Below are 23082 nucleotides of genomic sequence, written 5' to 3'. Positions count from 1 at the left end.
CGGGTACGCCCCATTATCAGCAATGATGGTTTCGTTTTACCCGGCAGATCAAACCTATGATGCAACAGTCCAAGAAGGAACTACTTTTCCTGTTCCTGCTGAATCTTATTTTTTGTCTTTGCTATTTTTATCCGATCATCGGCCGGCTGAACACGATCATGATGTCGGCATCGGGAGATGGCATCAAGAACTATTTCAACTATCTCTACTTCATCCAATACGATTACGGCAGCCATTTTACCGGGATGAACTATCCTTTCGGGGAGCACATCATCTTTACCGATAATATGCCGGCACTGGCCTGGCCCCTGGCCAAGCTCCGGAACTGGTTCCCCGGTATTGTTCATTACGGGCTTTTCCTGATGCACCTGACCTTTATCGTCTCTTATTTCCTCTGTTCCCTTTTCATTTACCGTATCCTCTCGCTCTACCGGGTAAGGGGGTGGTGGGCGGTGGCTGCGGCTATATTCATCGCGTATTTTTCGCCCCAGTTCTTCCGGCTTTTCGGCCACTTCGGCCTCGGTCTTTGCTGTTTCTTTCCGATGATCCTGTACTGGATTATGCAATATGAGCGGCAACGAAAAGGCAGATATCTCGTGTACATCACGCTTCATTCGCTCTTGTTTACCTTGCTCCACGTATACTACCTGGCCTTCAGCCTCATCCTTATCCTCGGGTATTGCTTCGCCTACCTGGTATCGGTACACCGCCCGCTGAAACGGAAGCTGGCGTATTGCTTTCGCCTGAGCATGGCTGTAGGCGCAGCTATTGCCCTGTTTAAATTGTACCTGTTCCTTACTGATCCTGTGACCGACCGGCCCGCCTACCCTTCCGGTTACCTTACTTCAGGAGCCACTTTTATGGATATAGCAACGAGCTATTATAACTTCATCGGCTCTTCCGCCTTCGCCTGGATCTTCGGCGGCTCCGCCCACAATACGGAAGGCTATTGCTATCTCGGTTTCGTTTCGTTGCTGGTCCTGCTTTTCCTTATCTACCGGCTGCTGAGGAGCCTCGTCGTTCGCATCGTACGGCGACGCAAGGTAGCGGCACACCCCGTGCGCAGCTTCCGTACCTGGCTCATTACAGCACTGGTCGTATTCATGTTTGCCATGGGCATACCCTTTATCTGGGGTATGGACTTCCTGGCCGATTATGTTTCGGTATTCCGCCAGTTCCGCACCCTGGGCCGTTTCTCCTGGATTACCTATTATATTTTAATGATCTACGCCGCGATATTCCTCTACCGCTGGTTTAGCAGGATGCAGCGCAGGGGATTCCGGAAAACCTATCTTGCCCTTACGGCGGTCGTTTGCATCATATGGCTGATTGAATGGAACGGCTACGGGCAGACAATAAGGGAAGAATGTAACCTGGCAGCGGGACATTATACCCGCTTCCGCTTGGAGGGCGATACCACCTGGACGACATGGCTGCAGGAGAAAGGCTTCTCTGTGGACAGCTTTCAGGGCACCATTGGTCTGCCCTATACGCATATCGGATCGGAAAAAGTAGGCATGCAGGAAGATTATTCTGCGGTCATTTATACAGGTGCGCAGATCGCCTGCCAAACCGGCCTTAGGATGACCGACGTCATGATGTCGCGCACCTCATGGTCGCAAAGCTTTGCCAACCTGCGCCTCTGCGACGGACCACTTTCCGGCAAACCGATCGCGGACCAGTTCGGCGACAAACCTTTTCTTTTATTCGTGCAGGACCGTATCTCGCTGATCATGGGTGAACGCCACCTGGTACAGCAGGCATCCTTTATCGGGCACAGGGAAGGCGTCGACCTTTACCGGCTCGACCTGAAAGCCATGGAGCAGCATGACCAGCTATACCGCGATTCGCTACGCGACCTGGCCATGATACAAACACAAACCGAAGGGCTGATCGGAGGGCCGGGCTTTAGCTACCACAATGCTTTTGACAACAGTCCTTATGAAAAGCCATTTGCCGGTAAAGGTGCATTTCCCGCTACACCCGCAGAAGAGCAGCTGCTGGCTTCGGTACCGGTAAGTCATCCCACCACCGACTCTCTCTTTACAATATCGGCCTGGTTCCATTGCTACGATAATTCCATTATGCCGGCAGTGCTGTACCGGCAATTCGACAAGAACAACCAGCAGATCGCCGAAGACAGCTATCCCGTCAGCAGCACCACTTTCGTTACCCATATGTGGTTTAAAGCCGATAAGGAATTCAAGCTACTGCCACAAACAACGCGAATGGCCATTTATGTGCTGCGTGGCCCTAAAAGCTACAAGGCCATGGACAACCTGCTGATCTATCCCAGCCGTGCTGTTTACTTCGATCGCAGCGGCCCGGTGCTGATGCTGAACAACCGGCCCATCGACGACCCCTTGCGGCCCTGATCCATCCCGGTACCTTATGAGGGATCAGCAAGCCATTTACTAGGTGGAATATAACCTGCGGCTGCTGGTATCTCATAGCCCGGCTGCAGCAGTTGCCTGGCCAGCTGTTCCGTCCAGTAAGGACCGGCCGAGAAACCTCTTGTCCCCAGGCCATTGAGCAAAAATACGCGGGGATATGCCAGATGGGCGCCCAGCAAGGGCACCTGGCCTGCCGTCGTGGGCCGCTCGGCTACGATATGATCCTGCAGCGCAAAAGGAATCCGGAGCCAGGTATCCAGCGCAGCCAGGGCCTCATCGCGCCAGGCTTTATCCGGAGCTAGGTCGCTGAAGTTCCAGGTATAATTGCTACCGCACCAGAAAAGCCCGTCGCTGCGGGGTACCAGTCGTAAGCCTTTATGGTAAATGGCGCCGGCGGGTAAGCCGGGAATATCCAGCAGCAGGGCTTCTCCGCGGTTGGCGGTAAAGGGCAGCGCCTTCAGCAGGGGATTGGTCCTGGCCGCCGCACCTTCGCAAAAGACGACAGCGCCCGCTTCAATATCGCTGTAGTGTACTTCGCTGCCGGAAAAGGAACAGCGGCCGATATCAAAACTTTCTTCACGTAAGGCTCCCTGTTGCAATAGGTAACTAGCCAAGCCATCCAGCAAGGCTGCAGCATCGACCAGCCAGGTATCGGGCAGGCAATCCAATGGGCCGCTGAGGTGAAAATAGGGTTCGAGCTGCTGCGGCGACACTTGCTGCAGATGAGGCAAAGCGGGTTCTCCCGGCGTGTGGAAGAGATAGAGGGGCAAAGAAGAGATCAGCTTTTTTTGCAGCAGTTGCTCCAATTGCCGGTAAGTGTCCAGCGCCACAGGCAGGAAGTGCATTGCGCCTGGCGCCGCTTTCCATTGTTTGCCACTCAGCGGATTGATCACGGCGCCGGCCACGCGGCTGGCCCTTCCCCCATAGCCGTCGTCAAGCACCATCACGCTTTTCCCCGCCTGCAACAGTCGATAGCTGAGCAGGCTGCCGGCAATACCCTGGCCCACGATAAGGAAATCCACCTTCATGGATCAAAGAAACGGAAAAGGGATCAATTACCTAGGGAAAACGCGGATCCGGCTTTACGCTCCTGATCATGCTGACCACAAAAAGAGTCATCAAAGCTTACTCCGATCACCAGTCTGTATATACCTTGTATCCGTTTATTCAGCAGTAACTTCCTGCAATATTATACCTTGTACATATGGCTGTTATTTTACGGCCAGGCATTTATTTCGGAGCAGAACGGAACAGTAGGAAAGTGCTTGCTTCAACCTGAACGTGGATCAAGCGGAAAATCCGGGGAATTACAGGAAGTATATGGAATGGAGGTTATGAGGCTTCAATCATTACGAAAGGACAAGATAGCGCAGCCCGGGGCAGCACCAGCCCTTCCCGATCCTATAGGACAGGAAAGGTTTGCAAATGATCCTATAGCTATCCGCGTTACGAACGTTTGTAGCGCTAGTAAGAACAAACATAAATTGCTCCGTAGGAGCAAAACCAGGGTTTGCTGAGGAGAATATGTATTCAGCCGCCGTTCAGGTCGCTACGCGTCCCGACCGGCCTGCCTGTGCAGCTGTGGTACAAACTCACCCATAAGTATTGCCGCGTTCCATTCTCTGGGTTCTGAACCGATGCCCGATTTTCATCAGGACATACCTATTGTTTCCCCAGGTTTTACGCTTGATCCGCGAACATCACACATTACGATCCTTTTACGGATATCGGAAGGCATTATCATGGAAATGCTTACCTGAGCCAATAAAAAAAGGCCGCAATATATGCAGCCTTTTGAGATCTGGTAGCGAGAACGGGAGTTGAACCCGTCACCTCAGGGTTATGAATCCTGCGCTCTAACCAACTGAGCTATCTCGCCATTGGGGCGGCAAAGGTAATTAATGTTTTTTATTTAAACAAAAAATCCCCACTCATCTTCATAATCATCCTTTTCAAAGGTCTGTATCCATTTGCGGAACAGCAGCCTGAAGCTGTCGATATCGGCGCGCACCACCGCCGCATGCCCGGCTTCGATAAAACCCATGTCGGCCATGGCCAATATTTGAGAAGCCACAAACTGGGCGCTTTTGCGGATCACTGCTGCGTTCTCCATCTTCAGCACGTAAAAACCGGCCGTATCGGCGCTTCTCACTTTGACGGCAACCTGGCGCGCCTCATCCATTACCATATTCTTCTGGCTGTGCAGGAAGGCTTCGGAGGTACCGGTATGCGGCGAGGTATAGGAAAACAAACCATTCAGGCCGGCCATCACTTCGCGCCATTGGTTGTACAAGGCCTTACAGGCTTCGCGGCCAATGTTGTCGTTCCAGGTCGCACCATCTTCTTCTTCCATCTTCCGGAACCGCTCATCGTCCCACTCGGGAAGGCTGCTCGGGTTGTCCCAGATATTTTCCATCTTCTTGTTTATTTAGTCTGTCTTTTTTACCCTGCGCAGATCTATAATGTTCAGCGCATTGCTTTGGAGACCGGTTATATTCTTTTGTGTGAAATGAAGCATTTCATCATAATACAAAGGTACGACCGGCGCTTCACTTCCCACCAGGCTGTCCATTCGGGCATACAGGGCATACCGTTGCGTATCGCTGGCGGCCTGCAGGCTCTGCCGGTACCATCGGTCAAAGGTCGGATTGCGGAAGCGTGTATAGTTGGGCGGCGCAGGGAATTCGCTGTAGAAGCAGGCGAGGAAGGTTTCGGCATCGGGATAGTCGGCCACCCAGCCCGCCTTAAAAAAAGGCAGCTGCGACCGCGTCATCATCTGCCGCAGCAGGCCCATCAGCATCACCTGCACCTGGGTGCGTATGCCTACTTCGCCCAGCTGGCTGGCCACGAAGTTGCAGATGTCCACATAGACGTCGGGTACGGTAAGGGTAATGACCGGCAGGCCTTCGCCGTTGGGAAATCCGGCCTCGCTCAGCAGGGCCAGGGCTTTGGCAGGATCATAACGATACCCTTCAAATGCCGCATACCCCAGGCCGGGCATTGCCAGGGGCACGAATCCCCGTGTAGCCGGCACGCCCACCCCATTCCGGAAATAGGTCACAATCTTCTCTCTGTCTATCGCGTAGTTAATGGCCTGGCGTATTTTCTTCAGCTTTACAGGATTGTTCTTCACTGCAGGGTTGGTGCTGTCGATCACGAAAGCCAGGTATTCGGTATACAGGTAAGGCTGCTTTTCAAGCCGGATACGGCCGGCAAATTCAGGCCGCAGGGTCCCTTTGCGTGTCAGCACCATATCTTTCATCGAGCCATCGATGCCATTGATAAAGTCAATTTTTTTCTGGTTGAACAAAAGAAATTCCATGGCCCTGGTATCGTTGAACGATACCTGCACGGCATCGAGATAAGGCAGGCGGGCGCCAGCTTCGTCCCGTTCCCAGTAATGCAGGTTGCGGTGCAGCACCAGCATATTCCCCTCGTCCCAGTAGCGAAACTGAAAGGGTCCTGTACCGCAGGGATGGTTGCGGAAATCCTTACCCCACTTCGCCACCACTTCATGAGGCACTACCGAACAATATTGCATCGTGAGGATCTGGGGCAGGGGCCGGAAAGGCTCCCTCAGATGGATCAGCACCGTGGTATCGTCGGGGGCTTCGAAAGGATTTTGTGCTCTTACCCTGCCGTTGAAGATCCAGGCGCCTGCCGAAGCAGTGGCCGGGTCAACCAGGCGGTTAAAGCTGTACACCACATCGGCCGCGGTCATCCGGCGGCCACGCCCGCCCGGGAACGCGTCGTTGTCATGAAAATAAACATCCCGGCGCAAATGAAAGGTATAATCGAGACCGTCGGGGCTGAGCGTCCAGTGGGTAGCCAGCGAAGGCACGGTATTCAGACCGCTGTCCACTTCGAGCAGGGTATTGTACAGGAAATGAGTACCCCACATAATGGCCAGGCTTTTGGCAAAGGCAGGATCGAGCGTTTCCATTCCGCTGATTTGGTTATAGCGGAAGATCATTTTTTTGCCGGCCTCATGCTTGCTGCAGGACAACAGCGATAAGGCCATAAGCAATGGAAACAGCAGGGGGGCTTTAGCTCTTTTCATTTGTGCTGCAAGATAAGGGAAAACAAAAAGGCGCCTTGGAGGCGCCTTAAAATTGAAAGAACATCCTTATTGTTTAATGAACCGGCCTGTTGTACGCGTCTTCCCGCTCTGCAGCTCCACCAGGTACATACCGGGATGCAGGACCGAAATGTCAAGCGACAATTTCTCTTTACCGGAAACCGCTTCCCCCGGCGCTTTTGCAATGAGCCGCCGGCCCGAAAGATCGAAAACACTTATTGCCGGTTTGTCCTTAGCCGCGCCGGCCCAGGCGATGTCTATGCTGTTGCTGGCGGGATTGGGATAAAGCACAAGATGCCCGCTACCGGCATTTACCTCTTCTATACCGCTGGTAGGAAGGGCTTTGAAGGTTACCGAATTACAACTGTTGTTATTGGTGGTTATCGTTGTATCGACAAAAGAGCCGGCGTTATCGGGACGGCTGATGACGGTTACACAATAGTCCTCAGTAACATCCTCGGGATTGCTGGTTACATTACTGCTGGTGGTAAGGATCACGGTAGAATTTCCGCCGGAGGGTATCGCTTCCTGTAAAGAGAAAGGTCTATAGGAGGTAAGAGGCATCGAAGGAAAATTATACCAAACGGTGTCGCCGACTACCAGGTCTTGAGGGCCGTTGTTGACGATCCTCACGGTAATGTTGAACGAGGCATAGGCATTGATCACTGCTCCTGCGGCCGGCGACATGAGGGTAATGCCCATATCGCAATTCTTTTGCTGTGCCTGCAGGGTGTTCAGGCCGGCAAACATCAGCAATGCTGTACAAAATAAATTTCCGGGCTTCATATAACTAAAATAGTACGTTGTTTCTTTGCAAATTAAACAAAAAAGCATTGATATGCTTTCGTATCAATGCTTTTAATGTTAAATCTTCATGGCAGATCAGCGCCTGATGTTCAGCTTGCCAACCGCACGCCTTTCACCACTGCTCCATTCTACAAAGTAAAGCCCCGCTTTCAGCTGGCGCAGGTCGAGGCTCAGCGTGGTGCTGGTGCCCAACGGCAGCTTGCCATAGTCTTTACGCGCTACTTCACGTCCGGTAAGGTCCTTCACCGATACCACTACATTTTCAGCGCGGTCGGGCTTCATATCGAATCTTACCTCATCGGTAGCGGGGTTGGGATACAAGGCCAGGGGCTCGTTACTGGCGCTACCCCACTCCAGGATACCGCTTTGCTGACGTTTCTTTAAAGTTACCGTATTGCAGGAGGTGTCGTTGGTGGCTACGTTGTCCATGTAGGTAATCGTGAGCGGCCGGCCACTAATGGTAATATCGGCCTGCTTACGCAGAGCAGAGCAGATATTGATCGTGAGATCAGCTGCTTTCAGGGTATCGATCGTATGTGCAATCCGGAACGCCTTTGTAGTTGAAAATGACTGGCCGCTGGCAACAGCGCCTGTGGGAATAAAAGGTATCAGATTGGTTGTGCCGACAAGGCCCATGACAATGGTGTCTGTAGTCGCCAGTGCTGCGCTGCCGTTATTTGTGATCTTTACATCAAAATAGCAGGTATCCTTATAGTTGAGGGTGGTGGAATACCCGGCGGAAGGGGTTACTGTCAGGCTCAGATTGCATTGCTTCTGTGCGAAAGAAGCAGTTGTGCACAGTACAGCTGCCGCTGTAGTCAACATGAGTTTAATTTTTTTCATAGTATCTTTTTAAGTTTAAGGGCTAATTTAGACAAAAAACTATATAAAGCAATACAAATGCTCTGTCCGCTGACTTTCAGCAAAAAATCACTGGTCCTAGCTCCCTAAGCCCGACACGCAACGCTATCCCGGCAAAAAGCAGGACTGGCGCTAAGCCGCGGCATAACAGATCTGTATTTCTTTATACAGCAGAACGGCTAATCCTGTTACAGGGTAGCCGCTCCCGGTTTGAAACAGATACCATATCATTTTACGTTGAGCTTACCCACCGCCCTACGCGCACCATTTTGCCATTCCACGAGATAAAGCCCGGGCCGCAGACCGCGGATATCCAACGAAGCTTCTGTCACAGCGCTGTTCCGCAGTATACCCATATCCACGCGTCGTACTTCCCTGCCGGTAATATCTTTTACCGACACCAGGACCGGGGCGGTAGGGTCGGGCTTAAGGCTGAAGCGTACTTCATCGCGGGCGGGATTGGGGTACAGCTGCAGGGGCTCTGCCGCCGCATTGTCCCATTCGAAGATGCTGCTGGTCGGGCGCTTCTTAAGCGTAACCGAGAAACAGGCTGTATCGTTGGCTGCCACATTGTCTTCATAAGTTTCGGTAACCGGGCGGGGCGGGTTGCCGATCATAATATCCGATTGTTTCATCAGCACAAAGCAGGCGCCGACAACCTTATCTGCAGCCCTCAAGGTGTCGACATCGTGATCAGCATAGGTCTTCTTAATCAGGGTAAATGATCCCCCACTGGGAATGGGACCCGGGGGCACAATCAGTGTAATGGATGTTGTGCCGACCATCCCGAGAAAGAGGCTGTCGGTTACGGCCAGGGCGTCAGGGCCATTATTGGTGACTTTTACATCGAAAAAGCAGGATTCGCCGTAGTTTAAAGTAGTGGAGTATCCCGCTGAAGGAGTCATCGAGATACCGAGGTTACATTCTTTGTGCGCAAAGCCGGTAAAAGAAGCCAGCATAGCAGCAAGGGCCAGGTACAGTTTTGTTCTTTTCATAGAGTTTCTTTTTATGTTTAGATACCGCCAAATTATAGGCCTGTAGCGACATTCAGGGTCTTTTGGGCAAGTAATCACAAGCCGGTAGCCAAAATAGTGCTATGCTGGTAGCCTTTTGCTCACGACAATTTGGTAGGCGTAGCCGTCGGACGAAAAAACGGGATGCGCTGCACAGAGCTGCCCTCTTTTATTTGGTCCTTTCTCGCCTTGGTTCAGGAATAAAGGACATTATTTTTCCATATAATTTCGCGGATAGAAGCGGGAAAGGATTTGTTTTTCCGATTTTTCCATTACATTTGCGCACTTTCGATAATTGTGTACTTCATTTTACTATGGCAGTAATTCAGAAAATACGGGATAAATATGCGAAGCTGGCGGGCGGTGTAATCGTGGTCGCCCTGGTGGGTTTCATCTTGATGGACTATGGCAAAGGCGGGGGCTCCCGGTCTACGACCATAGGCAAGATCAATGGTGAAAAGATCGACGCCCGGGAATACGATGCTGCTGTAAAGCAAAGGGAAGAGGAAATGAAACGCCAGAATCCCAATGCTCCGGTTGATGAAAATACACAGGCACAGCTGCGCGACCAGGTATGGAACGAAATGGTGAATGAGCGCCTGCTGAATGAGGTGAGCGAAAAGCTGGGTATTACCGTAGGCCCGGCCGAGCTGAAAGATATGATCACCGGGCCTAATCCCGATCCGAATGTAAAGCAGCTGTTCACCAATCCGCAGACCGGCGTGTTCAACCCCCAGGAAGCAGCGGCCCGTATTCAGCAGATCAAGCGCAGCCCCGACACGAAAGCACAATGGGAGGCCTTCGAGGCCGGCCTGGTGAAGAGCCGTTATGCTGCCAAATTCAATACACTGGTTGCCGGTTCGATCTATATCCCGAAGTTCATGCTGGATGACCAGAACGCAGGCCGCAATACCCTTGCCAAAATCAACTATGTAAAATTGCCGTATACCCTGGTACCCGATGATCAGGCGAAAGTAAGCGACGACGATATCAAAAAGTACATGGAAGCGCACAAAGCCATGTTCGAAATAAAAGAACCTTCCCGCAGCATCGATTTTGTAAGCTTCACTATTCAACCTTCAGCCGAAGACTCCGCGCGCACATTTGCAGAGCTGGAAAAGCTGAAAGCTGAATTTGCTACTGCAACCAATGATACCGATTTCGTAAACCGCAACTCACAAAGCCAGATCCCCATTGCTTACTTCTCCAAACAGCAGCTGCAGAGCATTCCGAATGTGGACGAGCTGATGAGCGCTCCGGTAAACAGCATTGTGGGACCCTTCTATGATGGCAGCAACTACATGCTCGCCAAGATCGAGGACCGGAAATCGCTCCCCGATTCCGTAAAATGCCGTCACATACTTGTAGCTACCCGCCAGCTGGGTCAGGGAAGCCGATTCTTCTCCGATACTGCCGCTAAAGTCCGCATCGATAGCGTTGTCGCCATGCTGAAAGCCGGCGCCAGGTTCGATTCGCTGGCCGTTACTTATTCCGACGACGCCGGCAGCAAGGATAAAGGTGGCGAATATGATTTCCCGTTGGCACAAAAAGGAGGCCTGGCCAAAGAATTCGGAGACTTTGTTTTTGAACAGGGCCATACCGGCGAGTCGAAGATCGTGAAGACCGAGCTGGGCTATCACTATATCGAGATCTTGCGCCAGGGTGCTCCCGAAGCGTCTACCAAAATCGCCTTTGTAGCGAAAGAACTGAACATCAGCGATAAAACGCAGAATGATATTTCCGCCAAAGCAACGGGGTTTGCCAGCCAGGCCAGCTCCGGCTTCGACAAGGCAGTTAAAGCCAATCATTACAGCGCGATCCCCGCCGGCGGCCTCAATAAGAACAGCTATGTGGTGAACGGCCTGGGTGCTTCACGCGATCTGGTTAAGTGGGCTTATGATGCCAAAGTAGGCGATGTCTCTACTGTGTATACCGTAGGTGATAAATATGTAGTGGCCAAGCTAAGCGGCATCATGGATGCCGGACTGGCGCCGATCAATGCCCAAACCCGGCCGATACTGGAAGGCTATGTGAAGAAAGTAAAGAAAGCCGAGATCCTGAAACAAAAAGCTAAAGGCAAAACAACGCTGGAAGCTATTGCACAGGGAGAGAACCAACAGGTAGGTACAGCCGATTCCCTGAACTTTTCCCGAAGCTTTATTCCCAATGTAGGCAATGAACCGAAAGTGGTCGGCTATTCTTTCTGCAAGACCTTTAAGGAAAATACACTTTCGCCTGCGATCAGCGGCCAGGATGGCGTATACTTCATCAATGTGCTGGGTCGTACCACAATTCCCGATCAGCAGCCGCGTAACCTGGCTGTAGAGCGCCAGATGCTGGAGTACGGGATAAAGAGCAATGCAGCCAATATGGTGGTTAACGGGCTGCGTGAGAAAGCCGAAGTTGAAGATACCCGCTCCAAAATTTATTGATCTTATTGAAGCGATAATATTGTCGAAAAAGGGGCCTCATCGCCCCTTTTTTCATTGAAAACCCATTTTTCATTCAGCCGTTCCGGCCATCCCTAATACTTCCGGCCCCTGGAAAAGAAAAGAATCATATTGACCGTAATCAATGACCTGAATTATGATCAGCGCATGATCAGGATCTGCCGGTCGCTTGCAGCAGCGGGATATGATGTCGAGCTCACGGGCCGGTCGCACCGTGGCAGCAAGCCCTTGCAGGAGCAGCCCTTCCGGCAGAAGCGTTTAGCCATCGGTCCGGAACACGGCAAGATGATGTATTTTCTTTACTGGCTCCGTTTGTTCTGGTACCTGTTGTTCCGCAAGGCCGATGCGCTTTGCGCCATCGACCTGGATACCATACTGCCAGTCTATTTCGTTTCCTGTATCCGGGGGATCAGGCGGGTGTATGATGCGCACGAGCTGTTCACAGAAATGCAGGAAGTGGTAACCCGCCCGAGGGAAAAGAAGCTATGGGACCGTATCGAGCGGTTTACCGTTCCCCGTTTTCCTGTGGGCTACACAATAGGCGAATGCTATGCCGCTTATTTCCGGGAAAAGTACCAGGTACAGTACGAGGTCGTACGCAATGCTACCGTACTGCGTCCTTTCAGCATTCCGGAAAAAAAGGAAAAATTCATTTTGTACCAGGGAGCGGTCAATATCGGCCGTTGCTTCGAATACCTTATCCCGGCTATGCAGCACGTGGATGCTCCCCTGATCATCTGCGGCGACGGCAATTTTTTTAAGGAAGCCGTCGCCTTAGTTAAACAATACGGGCTGGAAGACAAGGTCAGCTTCAGGGGCTATGTACCGCCGGATCAGCTACGCGAGTACACACGGAACGCCTGGGCGGGCATTACTTTATTTGAAGCAATAGGCCCCAGCAACCGGCTGTCAATGGCCAACCGTTTTTTCGACTATATGCATAGTGGTGTACCGCAGCTCTGCATGGCTTACCCCGAATACGAAAAAGTAAACACGCGTTTCGAGCTGGCCTGTCTTATCGAAACACCGACGGCCGATAATATAGCGGAAGCCCTTAACCGGCTGATTCATGATGAAGCTTACCATCAACGGCTGGAACAAAATGCCATGAAGGCCAGGGAAGTTTATTGCTGGCAGGAGGAAGAAAAACGGCTAAAGAAAGTATACGAACAGCTTTTCAGTACACATAGACAATAATGATCCGGCTGCATATCATATCGCCCGATGTCCCTTATCCTCCCGATTACGGGGGCATGGTCGATGTATTCTTCAAGGTAAAAAACCTGCATGAGGCCGGCGTGCTTATTTACCTGCATTGCTTTGAATACGGCCGGGGCCGGCCGCAGGCGCTGGAACAATATTGCGAAAAGGTATTTTACTATCCGCGTAAGACAGGGTTGCCGGGACTTTCGCTGAGGCTGCCTTATATGATGTATTCGCGCAGGGACGAACAGCTGCTGCACAATCTTCAAAGTATTGATGCACCCATCCTCTTTGAAGGTGTACATACGGCGTATTACCTGTCGCATCCCTCGCTGGCAGGGCGTTTCAAGCTGATGCGGAACCAAAACCTGGAGCAGGAATACTTTGCCCTCCTGGGCCAACGGACAAAAAACCTGCTGAAAAAACTATACTACCGGGTGGAAGCATCGCTGCTCAAAACACAGGAAAGCCGGTTGGATGCTGCGGATGTATTCCTCACCGTAGCGGAGCACGACTACCGTTTCTTTAAAAAGGCTTATCCCGAAAAGCAACATGATTATGTGCCGTCATTTCAGCCTTATCATGATATCGATGTATTGCCGGGCATGGGCAGCTATGCCTTATATCACGGTAACCTGGGGCATCTCGAAAATATCGAAGCAGCCTTATTCCTGCTGGAAAACGTTTGCCCACACAGCACGGTACCTTTTATCTTCGCCGGTAGGGACCCGCACGAGAAACTGAAAGCAGCCTGCGCTGACTTGCCGCATTGCCGGCTGATCGCCAACCCCGACCAGGAGACGATGGCCCGGCTGGTAGCAGAAGCGCAGGTGCATGTATTGCCCACCTTCCAGGCAACGGGACTTAAATTAAAATTGCTGCATGCCTTGTTCCATGGCAGGCATGTGATCGTCAACCGGGAAATGGTGGAAGGCACCGGGCTTGCGGAAGTATGTCACGTAGCCGGTACGCCGGCTACATTCATAGAACAGCTGGAAACACGCTTTAGCCAGCCTTTTGACCAGGAAAATATTAATGCACGAAGAGCTTTGCTGCTGCAGCGTTACAACAACCGGCAGAATGCCTTACGCATTATGACATACCTGCAGCCGTAATCTCTGTTACGGCGCCCTGCTCTATGCGTACAACTCTTGCAGGGTATTTCTGCAGAATGCTGTAATCGTGTGTTGCCATCACCACGGCAGTATGATAATCGCGGCAGATGGTGAACAGCAGCTGCATGATCTTATCTGTAGTTTCCGGATCCAGGTTACCGGTAGGTTCGTCCGCCAGGATCAGCTTGGGATTATTGAGCAGGGCGCGGGCAATATCGACCCTTTGCTGCTCGCCGCCGCTCATTTCATAGGTCATCTTATAGCCTTTGGCCCGCAAGCCGACCTTATCCAGCACATTCTCGATCTTCTCCTTGATCAGCGCCTTATCGCTCCAGCCGGTGGCCTTTAGTACAAATTCAAGATTGTCGTGCACATTCCTGTCGGTAAGCAGCTGAAAATCCTGGAAGACGATGCCCAGGTTACGACGCAGCAGGGGCACGGTTTTCCAGCTCAGCTCCTTCAGGTTGAAGCCGGCTACATTGCCTTCACCTTCTTTGAGCTGCAGATCGCCGTACAGGGTTTTCAGCAGGCTTGATTTACCGGTACCGGTTTTGCCGATCAGGTATACGAATTCGCCTTTACGTACTTCCAGGTCCACGCCACTCAACACAATGCTTTTACCCTGGTATATCTGTGCGCCTTTAAGCAATACCGGAACTTCTTCGGACATCGATTTTGATTTTGATCGTTACAAAAATAGGCCATTGACCGCAAAGATACCAGCGCGATTTTTCGGACTGCAGCATCGGGCAATACAACCAGCCATGGGTCACCTATGAAAAAGGGGTTATGCCCGCAACGGATCATAACCCCTTTTTATCCCTCTGCAGGAAATTACATCTTTTTGCTGCTGATAACCACATCCCCGTTGATATTCATCGGTATGGTCTGACCACCGCCCGATATGCGGCCCTCGATATTCTGAGTGGTCTTACCGGAAAGGATCTGCCCCGTGGCAATATCCAGCTCCATAGTCCCTTCCTGCTTGCCGTTCATCTGTATCTGCATCGGCACACCTGCGGCGGCGCTCATATCGGTAGCCGGCAGGTTCATGGCCGAAGCTACCGCTACTGTAGCTTTACCGCTGTTTATCGACTTCAGCGTGTAGGTATTTTCCATATTCACGTTCAGCCCCTGGAAGCCCATGCTCATCACCGATTTTTTGCCCCAGGATTCACCTACTTTCACAGGCTTGCCGGGATAGAGGTCGAAAGAATTCTGCATCATCATCCGGATGGCGGTATCGCTGAACTGGCCTTCCATAGCCGAACGGGTGTTATCGTCGGTCGCACCGCTCAGCGACTTGATCAGCTCGCCCAGGCCCTCTACAGCAGCGATATCGCCGTTGGGCGCCACCTTAATGCCAAAGGACTTACCGATAAGACTGTTCATAAAAGCCATATCGGCCGGGCTTTTTTCGGGTACTTTGGAATCGTACTGAACCGGGCCCATCGGTGTCGTCAGGCTCATGGTTATATGATCGTAGGTGATCTTCAGCTTTTTGTTTTCTCCTTCCTCTCCCTCATAGGCATAGACCATTTCCATCGTCATCGACTGGTCCATGGTTGTATTCATGGAGTTGATCTTCTGGTTGACCTGCGTAGTATAAAGGTATTTTTCTCCCGGTTTGAAATTGATCTTAAGCGTGATGGGATTACCATTACCTGAATTTTCGCTCCCCGATTTACAGGAGAACAATAGCAGCAGGGAAAGGCAGCATAACCACCAAAGCCCCGCCGTTTTTTTGAATGTACTCATTGATCTGATTTTGGTGAAGGAACAAAGATAGCTTTTTACCAGACAACGAATGTTAGCGGCAACATAATCCCGCTGCCCGTTTGGATGCAAAACGGCCGCCATAGCGCTTCTCAGGGGTCTTTATTGAGGGAAAGGAACAGCAGGTTACGGCAGATTTGTTGCTGCGGGGCGCCAGCATCTATTTGTATTCTACGTCCAGCCTGAAGATGCAGTTGCTGCCGACTTCACGATTGGCATGCACCGACTTTATCTTCCGCTTGCCGGAGAAGACCTTGAGCACACCCTTTTTCCCTTTCAGCGCTTCACCGAAGAGGTTAAGGTTGGCATAAATGGTACCGTTCCCTTTCACCTTACCGCCGGGACACATATACTGGGCAAGACTTTCCATTGTTTCCTTACCGTCGATCACGTCCTGCAGCTGGTTCTTCAGTATAGGATCGGGTATCAGCTCTATCTTCTTCTCCACCGGCGCGGGTGTGGCGACAGGATTGTTTTCTGCTGCCTCGGCGCCGGCTGCCGGGCCTTCTCCGGGCGGCGCCGGTAGCGGCAGGGGCGGCAGCTCGTCTGCGTTGGGGCCTTTGACATCGACCGGGTTCATCGATATGACAATGGCTTTACGATATACTTTGGCTTCATCATTATCCAGCTTCAGCTTCAGCACATAGCTGCCCGGCTCAGTAAAGCTGTAAGATACTTTGTTACCTGCTTTCGGTGGAAAGGCGGCGTTGTTTTCAATCGTCCATTCATAAGCGCCGGCAACAGCCTCCGTCTGGTAAATGGCCAGCTCGCCGGCTGCGGCAAAGTCTTTACCAATAATGACGCCGGGCGCCGCTACTGCAGCGGAGCTCGCCTCGGGCGTAGCCAGTGCCAGGGAACTGATGCGCACATTGACCGATTGCAGGCAACGCCCGTTGACGGTCGCCGTCACCAGGAAATTACCTTCCGAATGGTAGCTATGCGTTACTTTGCTTCCCCGTGCAATAGTGCTGCCGTCGCCGAAGTTCCAGGTAACCTCTTGCTGATGCTTCATCCCGGCCTGGAAAATAATACTCTCGCCTACGAAATAGTGATGCATATAAGGATGATCTACCACGCCTTTAAGGCTTAACCGTACATCATAGCAGGGTTCGGTCGTCGCCATGCGGAAGCCGAGCAGGCCTGCCGACAGGATCACGGTAAGGATAAGCGTGAGCCATACCCTGTTGTCCATGCCCATCCGGTTGCGGCTGTAGATGCGTGAAAGCTGCGGCATAAGGTACTGGTCTTTTTTTATGGGCTGTTAACGCTTTACACTCATATTGTACTGTGTCAGCAGCTGTGTATAGGTGTTCTTGCAATCATCATATTTGGCTTTCCATTGCGCCAGCTGGTTCTCAAACTCGGCGGCCTGGGCATCTTTATCTCCGGAGGCCCTGATCCTTTTCTTATCGTCCTTGATCTCAAAATACGTTTTGATGATCTCCTGGTAGAGCCGCTTTTCCGAAACAGAGTCTTTCTCTACTATGGCTGTGAGCTGCTGCAGCCGGGAATCGATCTGGCCGTCTACCAGCTCGGCCTGCACGCCGGGCTTGTTCACCGAATCGAGCAGGCTTTTCGCCTCGCCCAGCCGGGCAAAGAAAGTGCGGCCAAAGTCCCTTTCCTTCTCTATGTTAGCCAGCTGCTCCTGCAGCTTTTGATTTTGCTGAAAGGGTACCTGTATCCCGAAGTAAACCGCCACCACGATAATACCCGTGGTAATGAGATACAGGATCATAAAACGTGCAAAGGCCTTTTTGCGTTCCGGGGCATTCTGCGGTATCATGGTCGTTTATTTTTAGGGAGATAAAGGAAGCGTTACGGTCGCTCTAGCCAAAAAAGCGCCGGCGGGGTTTAGGCTGATCGTTGTTTCCTGCCTGTTGGTACTGGTGCTCCTCTTTTACAAAGATGCCGGACTCCTTACGTTTGCCGATGAACTCAAGGTTGCTCAGAGATTCAAACAACCTGCCGGTAACTTTGGCAAAGCGGATCACCGGCATAATATTGCTGTTAATATCGTTGTGCTCGTACCGCAGGCCGGCAAGGCCGCTCAGCATCTGTTCCAGCTCGCCGGGATTCAGCTCGCACCATTCGCTCAGGTAGCTCATCAGCTCCTCTTTGCCTGATCCGATACGCAGGTCGATTGTATTCTTCATGACCCGGGCCAGGCTTACAATGGTGCTGAACATTCTGGCAGGCGGCTCATACACCTGGTTCCAGCGCAGCTCCGTAATGGCCTGCCCGATAAAAAGCATAATGCGGTCGCAGAGGAACAAGGCCAGCTCCGAAAGATCGTTCTGCTGGCTTTTCCTGAAGATCTTCTGCACGATCTGGGCGCATCGCAGCTCCAGGCCGGCCAGGAACTGGTCCAGTTCGGCATGTAGTCCCATAAGGTCGGGCGAAGATTGTACCGACAGACAGGGCGGTATATACTCTTCTTCCACCTTCACCATATCGCCGTTCACGATCACCTTGCCGATAATAAGCGCAAAAGGATTGCGGGCATATTGCGCATACTGGCTCTCGGGCACCACCTGCACCTGATAGGCGGCCTGTACCAGCGGATAACGGGGCGGATGCTCATCCGCTTCAGGGCTGCCCGAGGGCACCCGCTGGAAAGGCTGTACCGTCAGCACGATCCAGTACACCGCTTCGGCGCCGGCAGCAGCAAAAGAAAAAGTGGTGGTCAGTCCTTCTTCAGTATTACGGGAAGGCAGACCGGGGATCTGTATGCGCAGGCCGCCGGGCGTAACCGCCTGCAGGCCCAGCACTGACACTTTCAAAGTGTTCTGGTTGTCCAGCGACAGCTTTACATTAAAGGTATCTTCCCCGGCAGCGGAAGCCGGGATCACTCCATAACGTTGCGGCGAAAGGCAGAGCGTGGCGGTATCGCCAAGGGCATCCTGCCAGGCATTGTCCTGGGCGATGAAATGATCTTTATTGATCTTCATGCCGTCCATCCAGTTAACGGGAAAATATTTTCTCTGGCTTCTCATGATTCCTCTATAAGAGCTGTACAGCCCTGGTTTATGAAATAGGTATGATCTCCTCCTCTTTAATTGCTGCCCGCTCGCAAATGATCACCGTGTTTTCACGAATGCCAGCCTGCTGCACGGTGAGCGTAGCGTCGAGTATGCGCGAACGCTGGTACCATCTGGGCTTGGTACGGAAATACCATTCCTGCGCCCTGCCCTTCGCATCGGTAAACTGGATGGGCGTTTCGCTCTGCATCTCGTTATAGTCATTGATAAAATGATAATACAGCTCGCCCAGCACCATCTGCTCCGGCGCTTTGGCACGGAAAAAAGTTCTCTGCCTGTCGCTTTCCTTTTTCGCGATCTCGAAGCCGATCACATAAAGCCGCTCCCCTTCTTTCTCATCGGGCAGATCGATCGCCTGCAGCAGGGGATACTGCCAGGTAGCGAATACCGTGGGCGGGATATCATAAGCCGCCAGGAAGGTCTGGTTCATGAGGAAAGGGATGATGAAGAACAGCAGGCTGAGCAGCATAGGATAAAAAAGAAAAGACTTATCCTTTAAAAAATACTGCAGCGCTGCAAAAGCCGCAATACTGAACAGGACGATCGTCAGACCGAACAGCAGCTCGGCATAGAACAGCTTGCTGCGCGATTCCCCGGGCTGACTGAAGAATTTCCGGTGGGTCAGCAGCACGTGGACCACACCGAAGAGAAAATAGACGCCCGACAAGATCCAGAACACAAGGAAAAGATTGTTGCTGATAAAGGTGGCGGCAAAAGCCGCGGCAGAAGCCAGCAGGGAAGAAAGCCCGCCATATAGTAAAGGCTTCCTGCCCTGAGCGGAAAAACCCGAGGAAACTTGTTTGACCACGGCAAACAAGGCCAGCGAGCCCACCAGGAAAGGAATAAAGTAAAGCAGGAATGATTTCAGGGCCATGATATTGTCTGTTCTTCAGATTTACAGGTAGAAGCCGTAACCCAGCACCGGCTCGGCGGCGTCCTCCTCCTGTCCGTCGCAATGATATTCGTATTGCACTTCCACTTCCAATGGTATAAAAAGCGATTCAAAACGTTCCAGGAAAAGGCCGTAAGGCTTACCGGAAGTGTATAAGGCCATATCCTGCAGTGCCACACCTTCTATGCTGAAGATCCATTGCTCATAGGGCTCCTCAAAGTGATGGCCGCATACAGTATCGACACCAAGCACCACTGCATCATCGCCGAGAAGGAAGCCTTCTGCCGGTACATCCTGCTCGCCTTCTATGTGTGTCGTCCCGGTTACCGGCAGGCCGAGCATCATCGACAAGGCCCTGGCCGTAAGCTGCAGGTCGCCTTTGATCTGCCGTATCCAGGGCATGATGAGCACGAGCACCGAGGCCGGGCCTTCGGGCAATTGCGCATCGATGTTCCAAAAGCGGTAAAACTCCTTGTCCAGCTTGCCTTTCAGCATGCCGAACTGCAGCTGTCTTTCTTCTGCTTCTGTGAGCACTGCATAGCGGAACAATTCCTGTTCTATGGGCTGAAAGAACTTTCGGGCCAGGCGTTCCTCGTCGCGGTAGCGCCGGTATTCACCGGTCATCGCCCGCAGGTTATTGGTATTGCCGCCGCCGCGGGTCTGGTGAAAAAGACCTTCGGGTAAACGATCGTAAAGCCCGTCACGGTTGATCTCGATCACCAGCGCACCGCCGCTTTCTTTAGGCGCGCGCACACGCTCCACATCATTGCGGTAGCTCTTACGGAAAGAGCCCGCCATGCGGATAATGATCTCATCAAAAGGGATACCGTTCTCCATCATCTCTGCGCACAAAGCTTCGGCCCGCAACAGCTGGTATTGTTCAATACGGTATGGGCTTTCAGCAGGCATGGGGAACGGTTACAGATGAGGTTTTTTCCTGATAGAACAAAAGTAGATAAAAGTTCTTTTTTAAAAATACGTATTAAAACGTATTGTTTCCGCTTAGGCGAGCTTCTACTTTTGCTATTACAAATTTATTCATCTAACCGAAAATTTTTAACCATGAGCTTCAAAGCAAAACTGAGCGTGGCCGGAAAAGACTACAATGTACTTAACGCCAGCTACGACCTTCACCAGGAAGTGGATGCCACAGGGCGGCCTTCTTCCGTTACCCGCGGAGGCAAGATCTATGTTACTGTGGAAAGCACACAGGAAACCGACCTGTTCGAATGGATGTGCAACAACTTCGAGCGTAAGGATGGCAGCATCGTCTTTCTGAAAAGGGATTCAGACGCTACCATGAAGGAGCTTAAGTTTAAAGAAGGCTACCTTATCAAGTTTGAAGAAGTATATGCTTCCGATAATAAAAATCCTATGATCGTAAGCTTCGGCATCTCTGCCAAAGAGATTACTATGGGCAACGGCAAGCACATCAACGAATGGGTGTAGCTGTTGTTGATCCCCGCCTCCCGGTGGCCGCACAGCATCGTTGAACAATCAGTATGCTGTGCGTCTTCGCGGAATGTACTTTGTTCTCTCCAAAACCGATAAGTCATGAGTGATTCCAGCACGCTGGCCCAGGTGTCGATACATATCGAAGGCGTCAGCGATCCTGTTGCGTATGCTTCACTGGTCATCAACCAGCAGCTGGCCGATGTCAACGATTTTTCTTTCAACTGGCGGCAGGAGGAAGGGACGCCTACGCTCTCGGGCTATGTCGCTTTCAACCAGGCGCACCTCTCTGCCGAAGTCACGATCGATATCAACAACGATTTTACGTTTAAAGGGATCATTTATGCGATCAATTGTGTAGAGCAGGATTCCAACGGCATCACGTATGAGATCTCGGGTAAAGGCTTATTTGTAAAGCTGGCCGAGATACCCGAATCCAACTCGTATTACCACAAAGACCTGAGGCATATTTTCAATGCGCTCAATATTACGCAGGGCACGACCCTGCAGCTGAACCCGCGCAATAGCGACGAGCTGTTCTATACCGTGCAGTACAACCAGAGCGCCTTTGACTTTTACCGGATGATTGCGGCACGCTACGGCGAGTGGCTTTATTACAATGGCCAGGAGCTGGTACTGGGCGACCCGGGCGGTCAGGCGCTCGATATCTCCGATACGGAGATAGAAGGTCTGTCCTTCCGTTCCCGTGTAGAGCATTCGCCTATCAATGCCGTAGGCTACGACACGTTCCGCGGCGAGGAGATCCGCAGTAGCGAGCAAGCCAGCCAACCGGCGGGCACCGGCTTTGTTGCTGCCAATATGCGCGCCGGTACTACAATAGAAGCGCCGGCCAGTTATGCGCAATACACCTATATCGGCGCCGCCACCGAAAGCCTGCTTACGGCGCAAAGCCTGCTGCAGCAACAGGGAAGGGCAGCATCATCCGCGCTGGTCACCGGCTACACCTTCAACAGCCGCCTTAAGCTGGCTGGAAAGATCAACCTGACAGATAACAACGGCAACAGCTTCGGGGAGTACATCATTACTGAGCTGCATCATTACTCTTCCGGGCACGACAACTATCACAACTACTTTTCCGCCATACCGGCCGAAGCCAGCGTGCCACCCTATACCAATCCCCAGTTGCATGCCTTCTGCCCGGCCCAGATGGCCCGGGTGGTCAATAACGAAGATGAGGACGGGCAGGACAGGGTCAAGGTTCGCTTTCCCTGGCAGGCCAGCAGCGAAACCACGCCCTGGCTTAAGGTGGTGGTACCCCATGCCGGGCAAGGCTACGGCTTCCGCTTCCTTCCCGAAGTAGATGATGTGGTCTATGTCGATTTCCTCAACAACGATCCCGAACGGCCCTTCATCATGGGCTGCGTTTATACCGATAGCCGCCGCTCAGATGCCTCGCATAACGGCAATCACGAAAAGATCATCGGCACACGCAGCGGCCGCCGGCTCGAGATCAACGACAACAACGGCATCCTCAAGCTAACGGATACACGCAACAATCAAAGACCCAATAATATCATCGCGCTGATCAATAAAGACAACAGCACCACCGCCACCATGCAGTCGTTCAAGAACGACAGCGATGCTTCGGTCATCTCCCTGGACAAGGACAAAGGCTGCATGCTGGCTGTGATGAAAGGCGATGTGAGCGTGCTTTACCTGGAGCTCGACGCCCAGGGCGATAAAGTAACGCTGTACAGCAAGAAAGAGATCGAGATCAAGGCCGACAGCAGCATCAGCCTCAGCGCGGCAAACATCAATATCAATGCCAGCCAGGAACTAAAGCTGAAAGGCAATGCCAAAGGCACTAAGATCGAAGGCCAAAAGATCGAGATCGAGGCCATCACCGACTTCAGCGCCAAGGGCGTGAACGCCAAGGTTGAAGGCAGCGCCAAACTCGAGCTGAAAGGCGGCGCCATGGTCGACATCGGCGCAGCCATTGTAAAAGTGAACTGATAACCTATTCATCTCAATCCCACATGCCCT

At 52.1% G+C, this 23082-nt stretch carries 19 protein-coding genes and 1 tRNA gene; 6 read left to right on the top strand and 14 right to left on the bottom strand.

The window, feature by feature from the left end:
* Positions 1 to 56 precede the first annotated feature (56 nt).
* Positions 57 to 2375, top strand: a complete 2319-nt coding sequence (locus DZC79_RS00570) for a glycosyltransferase family protein (RefSeq protein ID WP_118949601.1) — start codon at positions 57 to 59, stop codon at positions 2373 to 2375.
* Between the two features lie 14 nt (positions 2376 to 2389).
* On the opposite strand, the gene DZC79_RS00565 is transcribed toward DZC79_RS00570, so the two are convergent.
* The 7 genes from DZC79_RS00565 to DZC79_RS00530 all read right to left on the bottom strand — a co-directional run bounded on the left by DZC79_RS00565 (position 2390) and on the right by DZC79_RS00530 (position 9134).
* Positions 2390 to 3421, bottom strand: coding sequence for an NAD(P)/FAD-dependent oxidoreductase (locus DZC79_RS00565; RefSeq protein ID WP_118949600.1), 1032 nt, complete (start codon positions 3419 to 3421; stop codon positions 2390 to 2392).
* A gap of 774 nt (positions 3422 to 4195) precedes the next feature.
* Positions 4196 to 4272: transfer RNA gene (locus DZC79_RS00555), tRNA-Met, on the bottom strand.
* A 33-nt stretch (positions 4273 to 4305) separates the two neighbouring features.
* Positions 4306 to 4809, bottom strand: a complete 504-nt coding sequence (locus tag DZC79_RS00550; RefSeq protein WP_118949598.1) for a hypothetical protein — start codon at positions 4807 to 4809, stop codon at positions 4306 to 4308.
* Positions 4810 to 4821: 12 nt separating this feature from the next.
* Positions 4822 to 6453 (bottom strand): ABC transporter substrate-binding protein, encoded by a 1632-nt coding sequence (locus DZC79_RS00545; protein WP_118949597.1) that lies wholly within the window; start codon positions 6451 to 6453, stop codon positions 4822 to 4824.
* A gap of 66 nt (positions 6454 to 6519) precedes the next feature.
* Positions 6520 to 7257: a T9SS type A sorting domain-containing protein gene (locus DZC79_RS00540; RefSeq protein WP_157976829.1), complete on the bottom strand. Its 738-nt coding sequence runs from the start codon at positions 7255 to 7257 to the stop codon at positions 6520 to 6522.
* 96 nt (positions 7258 to 7353) lie between these two features.
* Positions 7354 to 8121 carry a T9SS type A sorting domain-containing protein gene (locus DZC79_RS00535; RefSeq protein WP_118949595.1) on the bottom strand — a complete coding sequence of 256 codons (768 nt, stop codon included), beginning with the start codon at positions 8119 to 8121 and terminating at the stop codon, positions 7354 to 7356.
* Positions 8122 to 8366: 245 nt separating this feature from the next.
* The gene (locus DZC79_RS00530) at positions 8367 to 9134 is read right to left on the bottom strand and encodes a T9SS type A sorting domain-containing protein (protein ID WP_118949594.1); all 768 of its coding nucleotides are present in this window, start codon (positions 9132 to 9134) and stop codon (positions 8367 to 8369) included.
* 332 nt (positions 9135 to 9466) lie between these two features.
* On the opposite strand from DZC79_RS00530, the gene DZC79_RS00525 reads away from it, so the two are divergent.
* The 3 genes from DZC79_RS00525 (at position 9467) to DZC79_RS00515 (ending at position 13920) form a co-directional block, all read left to right on the top strand.
* Positions 9467 to 11584 carry a peptidylprolyl isomerase gene (locus tag DZC79_RS00525; protein WP_198666714.1) on the top strand — a complete coding sequence of 706 codons (2118 nt, stop codon included), beginning with the start codon at positions 9467 to 9469 and terminating at the stop codon, positions 11582 to 11584.
* Between the two features lie 129 nt (positions 11585 to 11713).
* A complete protein-coding gene (locus DZC79_RS00520) occupies positions 11714 to 12799 on the top strand; it encodes a glycosyltransferase family 4 protein (RefSeq protein ID WP_232831722.1) in 1086 nt (361 codons plus the stop codon).
* The gene (locus DZC79_RS00515; protein WP_118949592.1) at positions 12799 to 13920 is read left to right on the top strand and encodes a glycosyltransferase family 4 protein; all 1122 of its coding nucleotides are present in this window, start codon (positions 12799 to 12801) and stop codon (positions 13918 to 13920) included. Before DZC79_RS00520 ends, DZC79_RS00515 begins: the two co-directional genes overlap by 1 nt.
* Here DZC79_RS00515 and DZC79_RS00510 read toward each other — a convergent pair.
* The 7 genes from DZC79_RS00510 to DZC79_RS00480 all read right to left on the bottom strand — a co-directional run bounded on the left by DZC79_RS00510 (position 13898) and on the right by DZC79_RS00480 (position 20535).
* A complete protein-coding gene (locus tag DZC79_RS00510; protein WP_118949591.1) occupies positions 13898 to 14590 on the bottom strand; it encodes a cell division ATP-binding protein FtsE in 693 nt (230 codons plus the stop codon). The two genes, DZC79_RS00515 and DZC79_RS00510, sit on opposite strands and share 23 nt — an antisense overlap.
* Positions 14591 to 14754: 164 nt before the next feature.
* Positions 14755 to 15678 carry a DUF6263 family protein gene (locus DZC79_RS00505; RefSeq protein WP_118949590.1) on the bottom strand — a complete coding sequence of 308 codons (924 nt, stop codon included), beginning with the start codon at positions 15676 to 15678 and terminating at the stop codon, positions 14755 to 14757.
* A 178-nt stretch (positions 15679 to 15856) separates the two neighbouring features.
* Positions 15857 to 16930 carry a PKD domain-containing protein gene (locus tag DZC79_RS00500; RefSeq protein ID WP_118949589.1) on the bottom strand — a complete coding sequence of 358 codons (1074 nt, stop codon included), beginning with the start codon at positions 16928 to 16930 and terminating at the stop codon, positions 15857 to 15859.
* 27 nt (positions 16931 to 16957) lie between these two features.
* The gene (tssO, locus tag DZC79_RS00495) at positions 16958 to 17479 is read right to left on the bottom strand and encodes a type VI secretion system TssO (RefSeq protein ID WP_118949588.1); all 522 of its coding nucleotides are present in this window, start codon (positions 17477 to 17479) and stop codon (positions 16958 to 16960) included.
* A gap of 43 nt (positions 17480 to 17522) precedes the next feature.
* A complete protein-coding gene (gene tssK, locus DZC79_RS00490) occupies positions 17523 to 18689 on the bottom strand; it encodes a type VI secretion system baseplate subunit TssK (protein WP_118949587.1) in 1167 nt (388 codons plus the stop codon).
* Between the two features lie 31 nt (positions 18690 to 18720).
* Entirely contained in the window at positions 18721 to 19608 is an 888-nt protein-coding gene (locus DZC79_RS00485) for a TssN family type VI secretion system protein (protein ID WP_118949586.1), read from the bottom strand.
* Between the two features lie 21 nt (positions 19609 to 19629).
* Positions 19630 to 20535: a hypothetical protein gene (locus tag DZC79_RS00480; RefSeq protein ID WP_157976828.1), complete on the bottom strand. Its 906-nt coding sequence runs from the start codon at positions 20533 to 20535 to the stop codon at positions 19630 to 19632.
* A gap of 153 nt (positions 20536 to 20688) precedes the next feature.
* Between DZC79_RS00480 and tssD the strand changes: the two genes are divergently transcribed.
* Positions 20689 to 21075: a type VI secretion system tube protein TssD gene (tssD, locus tag DZC79_RS00475; protein WP_118949584.1), complete on the top strand. Its 387-nt coding sequence runs from the start codon at positions 20689 to 20691 to the stop codon at positions 21073 to 21075.
* A 105-nt stretch (positions 21076 to 21180) separates the two neighbouring features.
* Positions 21181 to 23052: a phage baseplate assembly protein V gene (locus DZC79_RS00470; RefSeq protein WP_118949583.1), complete on the top strand. Its 1872-nt coding sequence runs from the start codon at positions 21181 to 21183 to the stop codon at positions 23050 to 23052.
* The last annotated feature ends 30 nt before the right edge of the window (positions 23053 to 23082 follow it).

The sequence above is a fragment of the Taibaiella helva genome, from assembly GCF_003545695.1.
Lineage (GTDB): Bacteria > Bacteroidota > Bacteroidia > Chitinophagales > Chitinophagaceae > Taibaiella > Taibaiella helva.
Note: the sequence above shows the minus strand (reverse complement) of the source record. Positions and strands in the feature narration are given on the sequence as shown.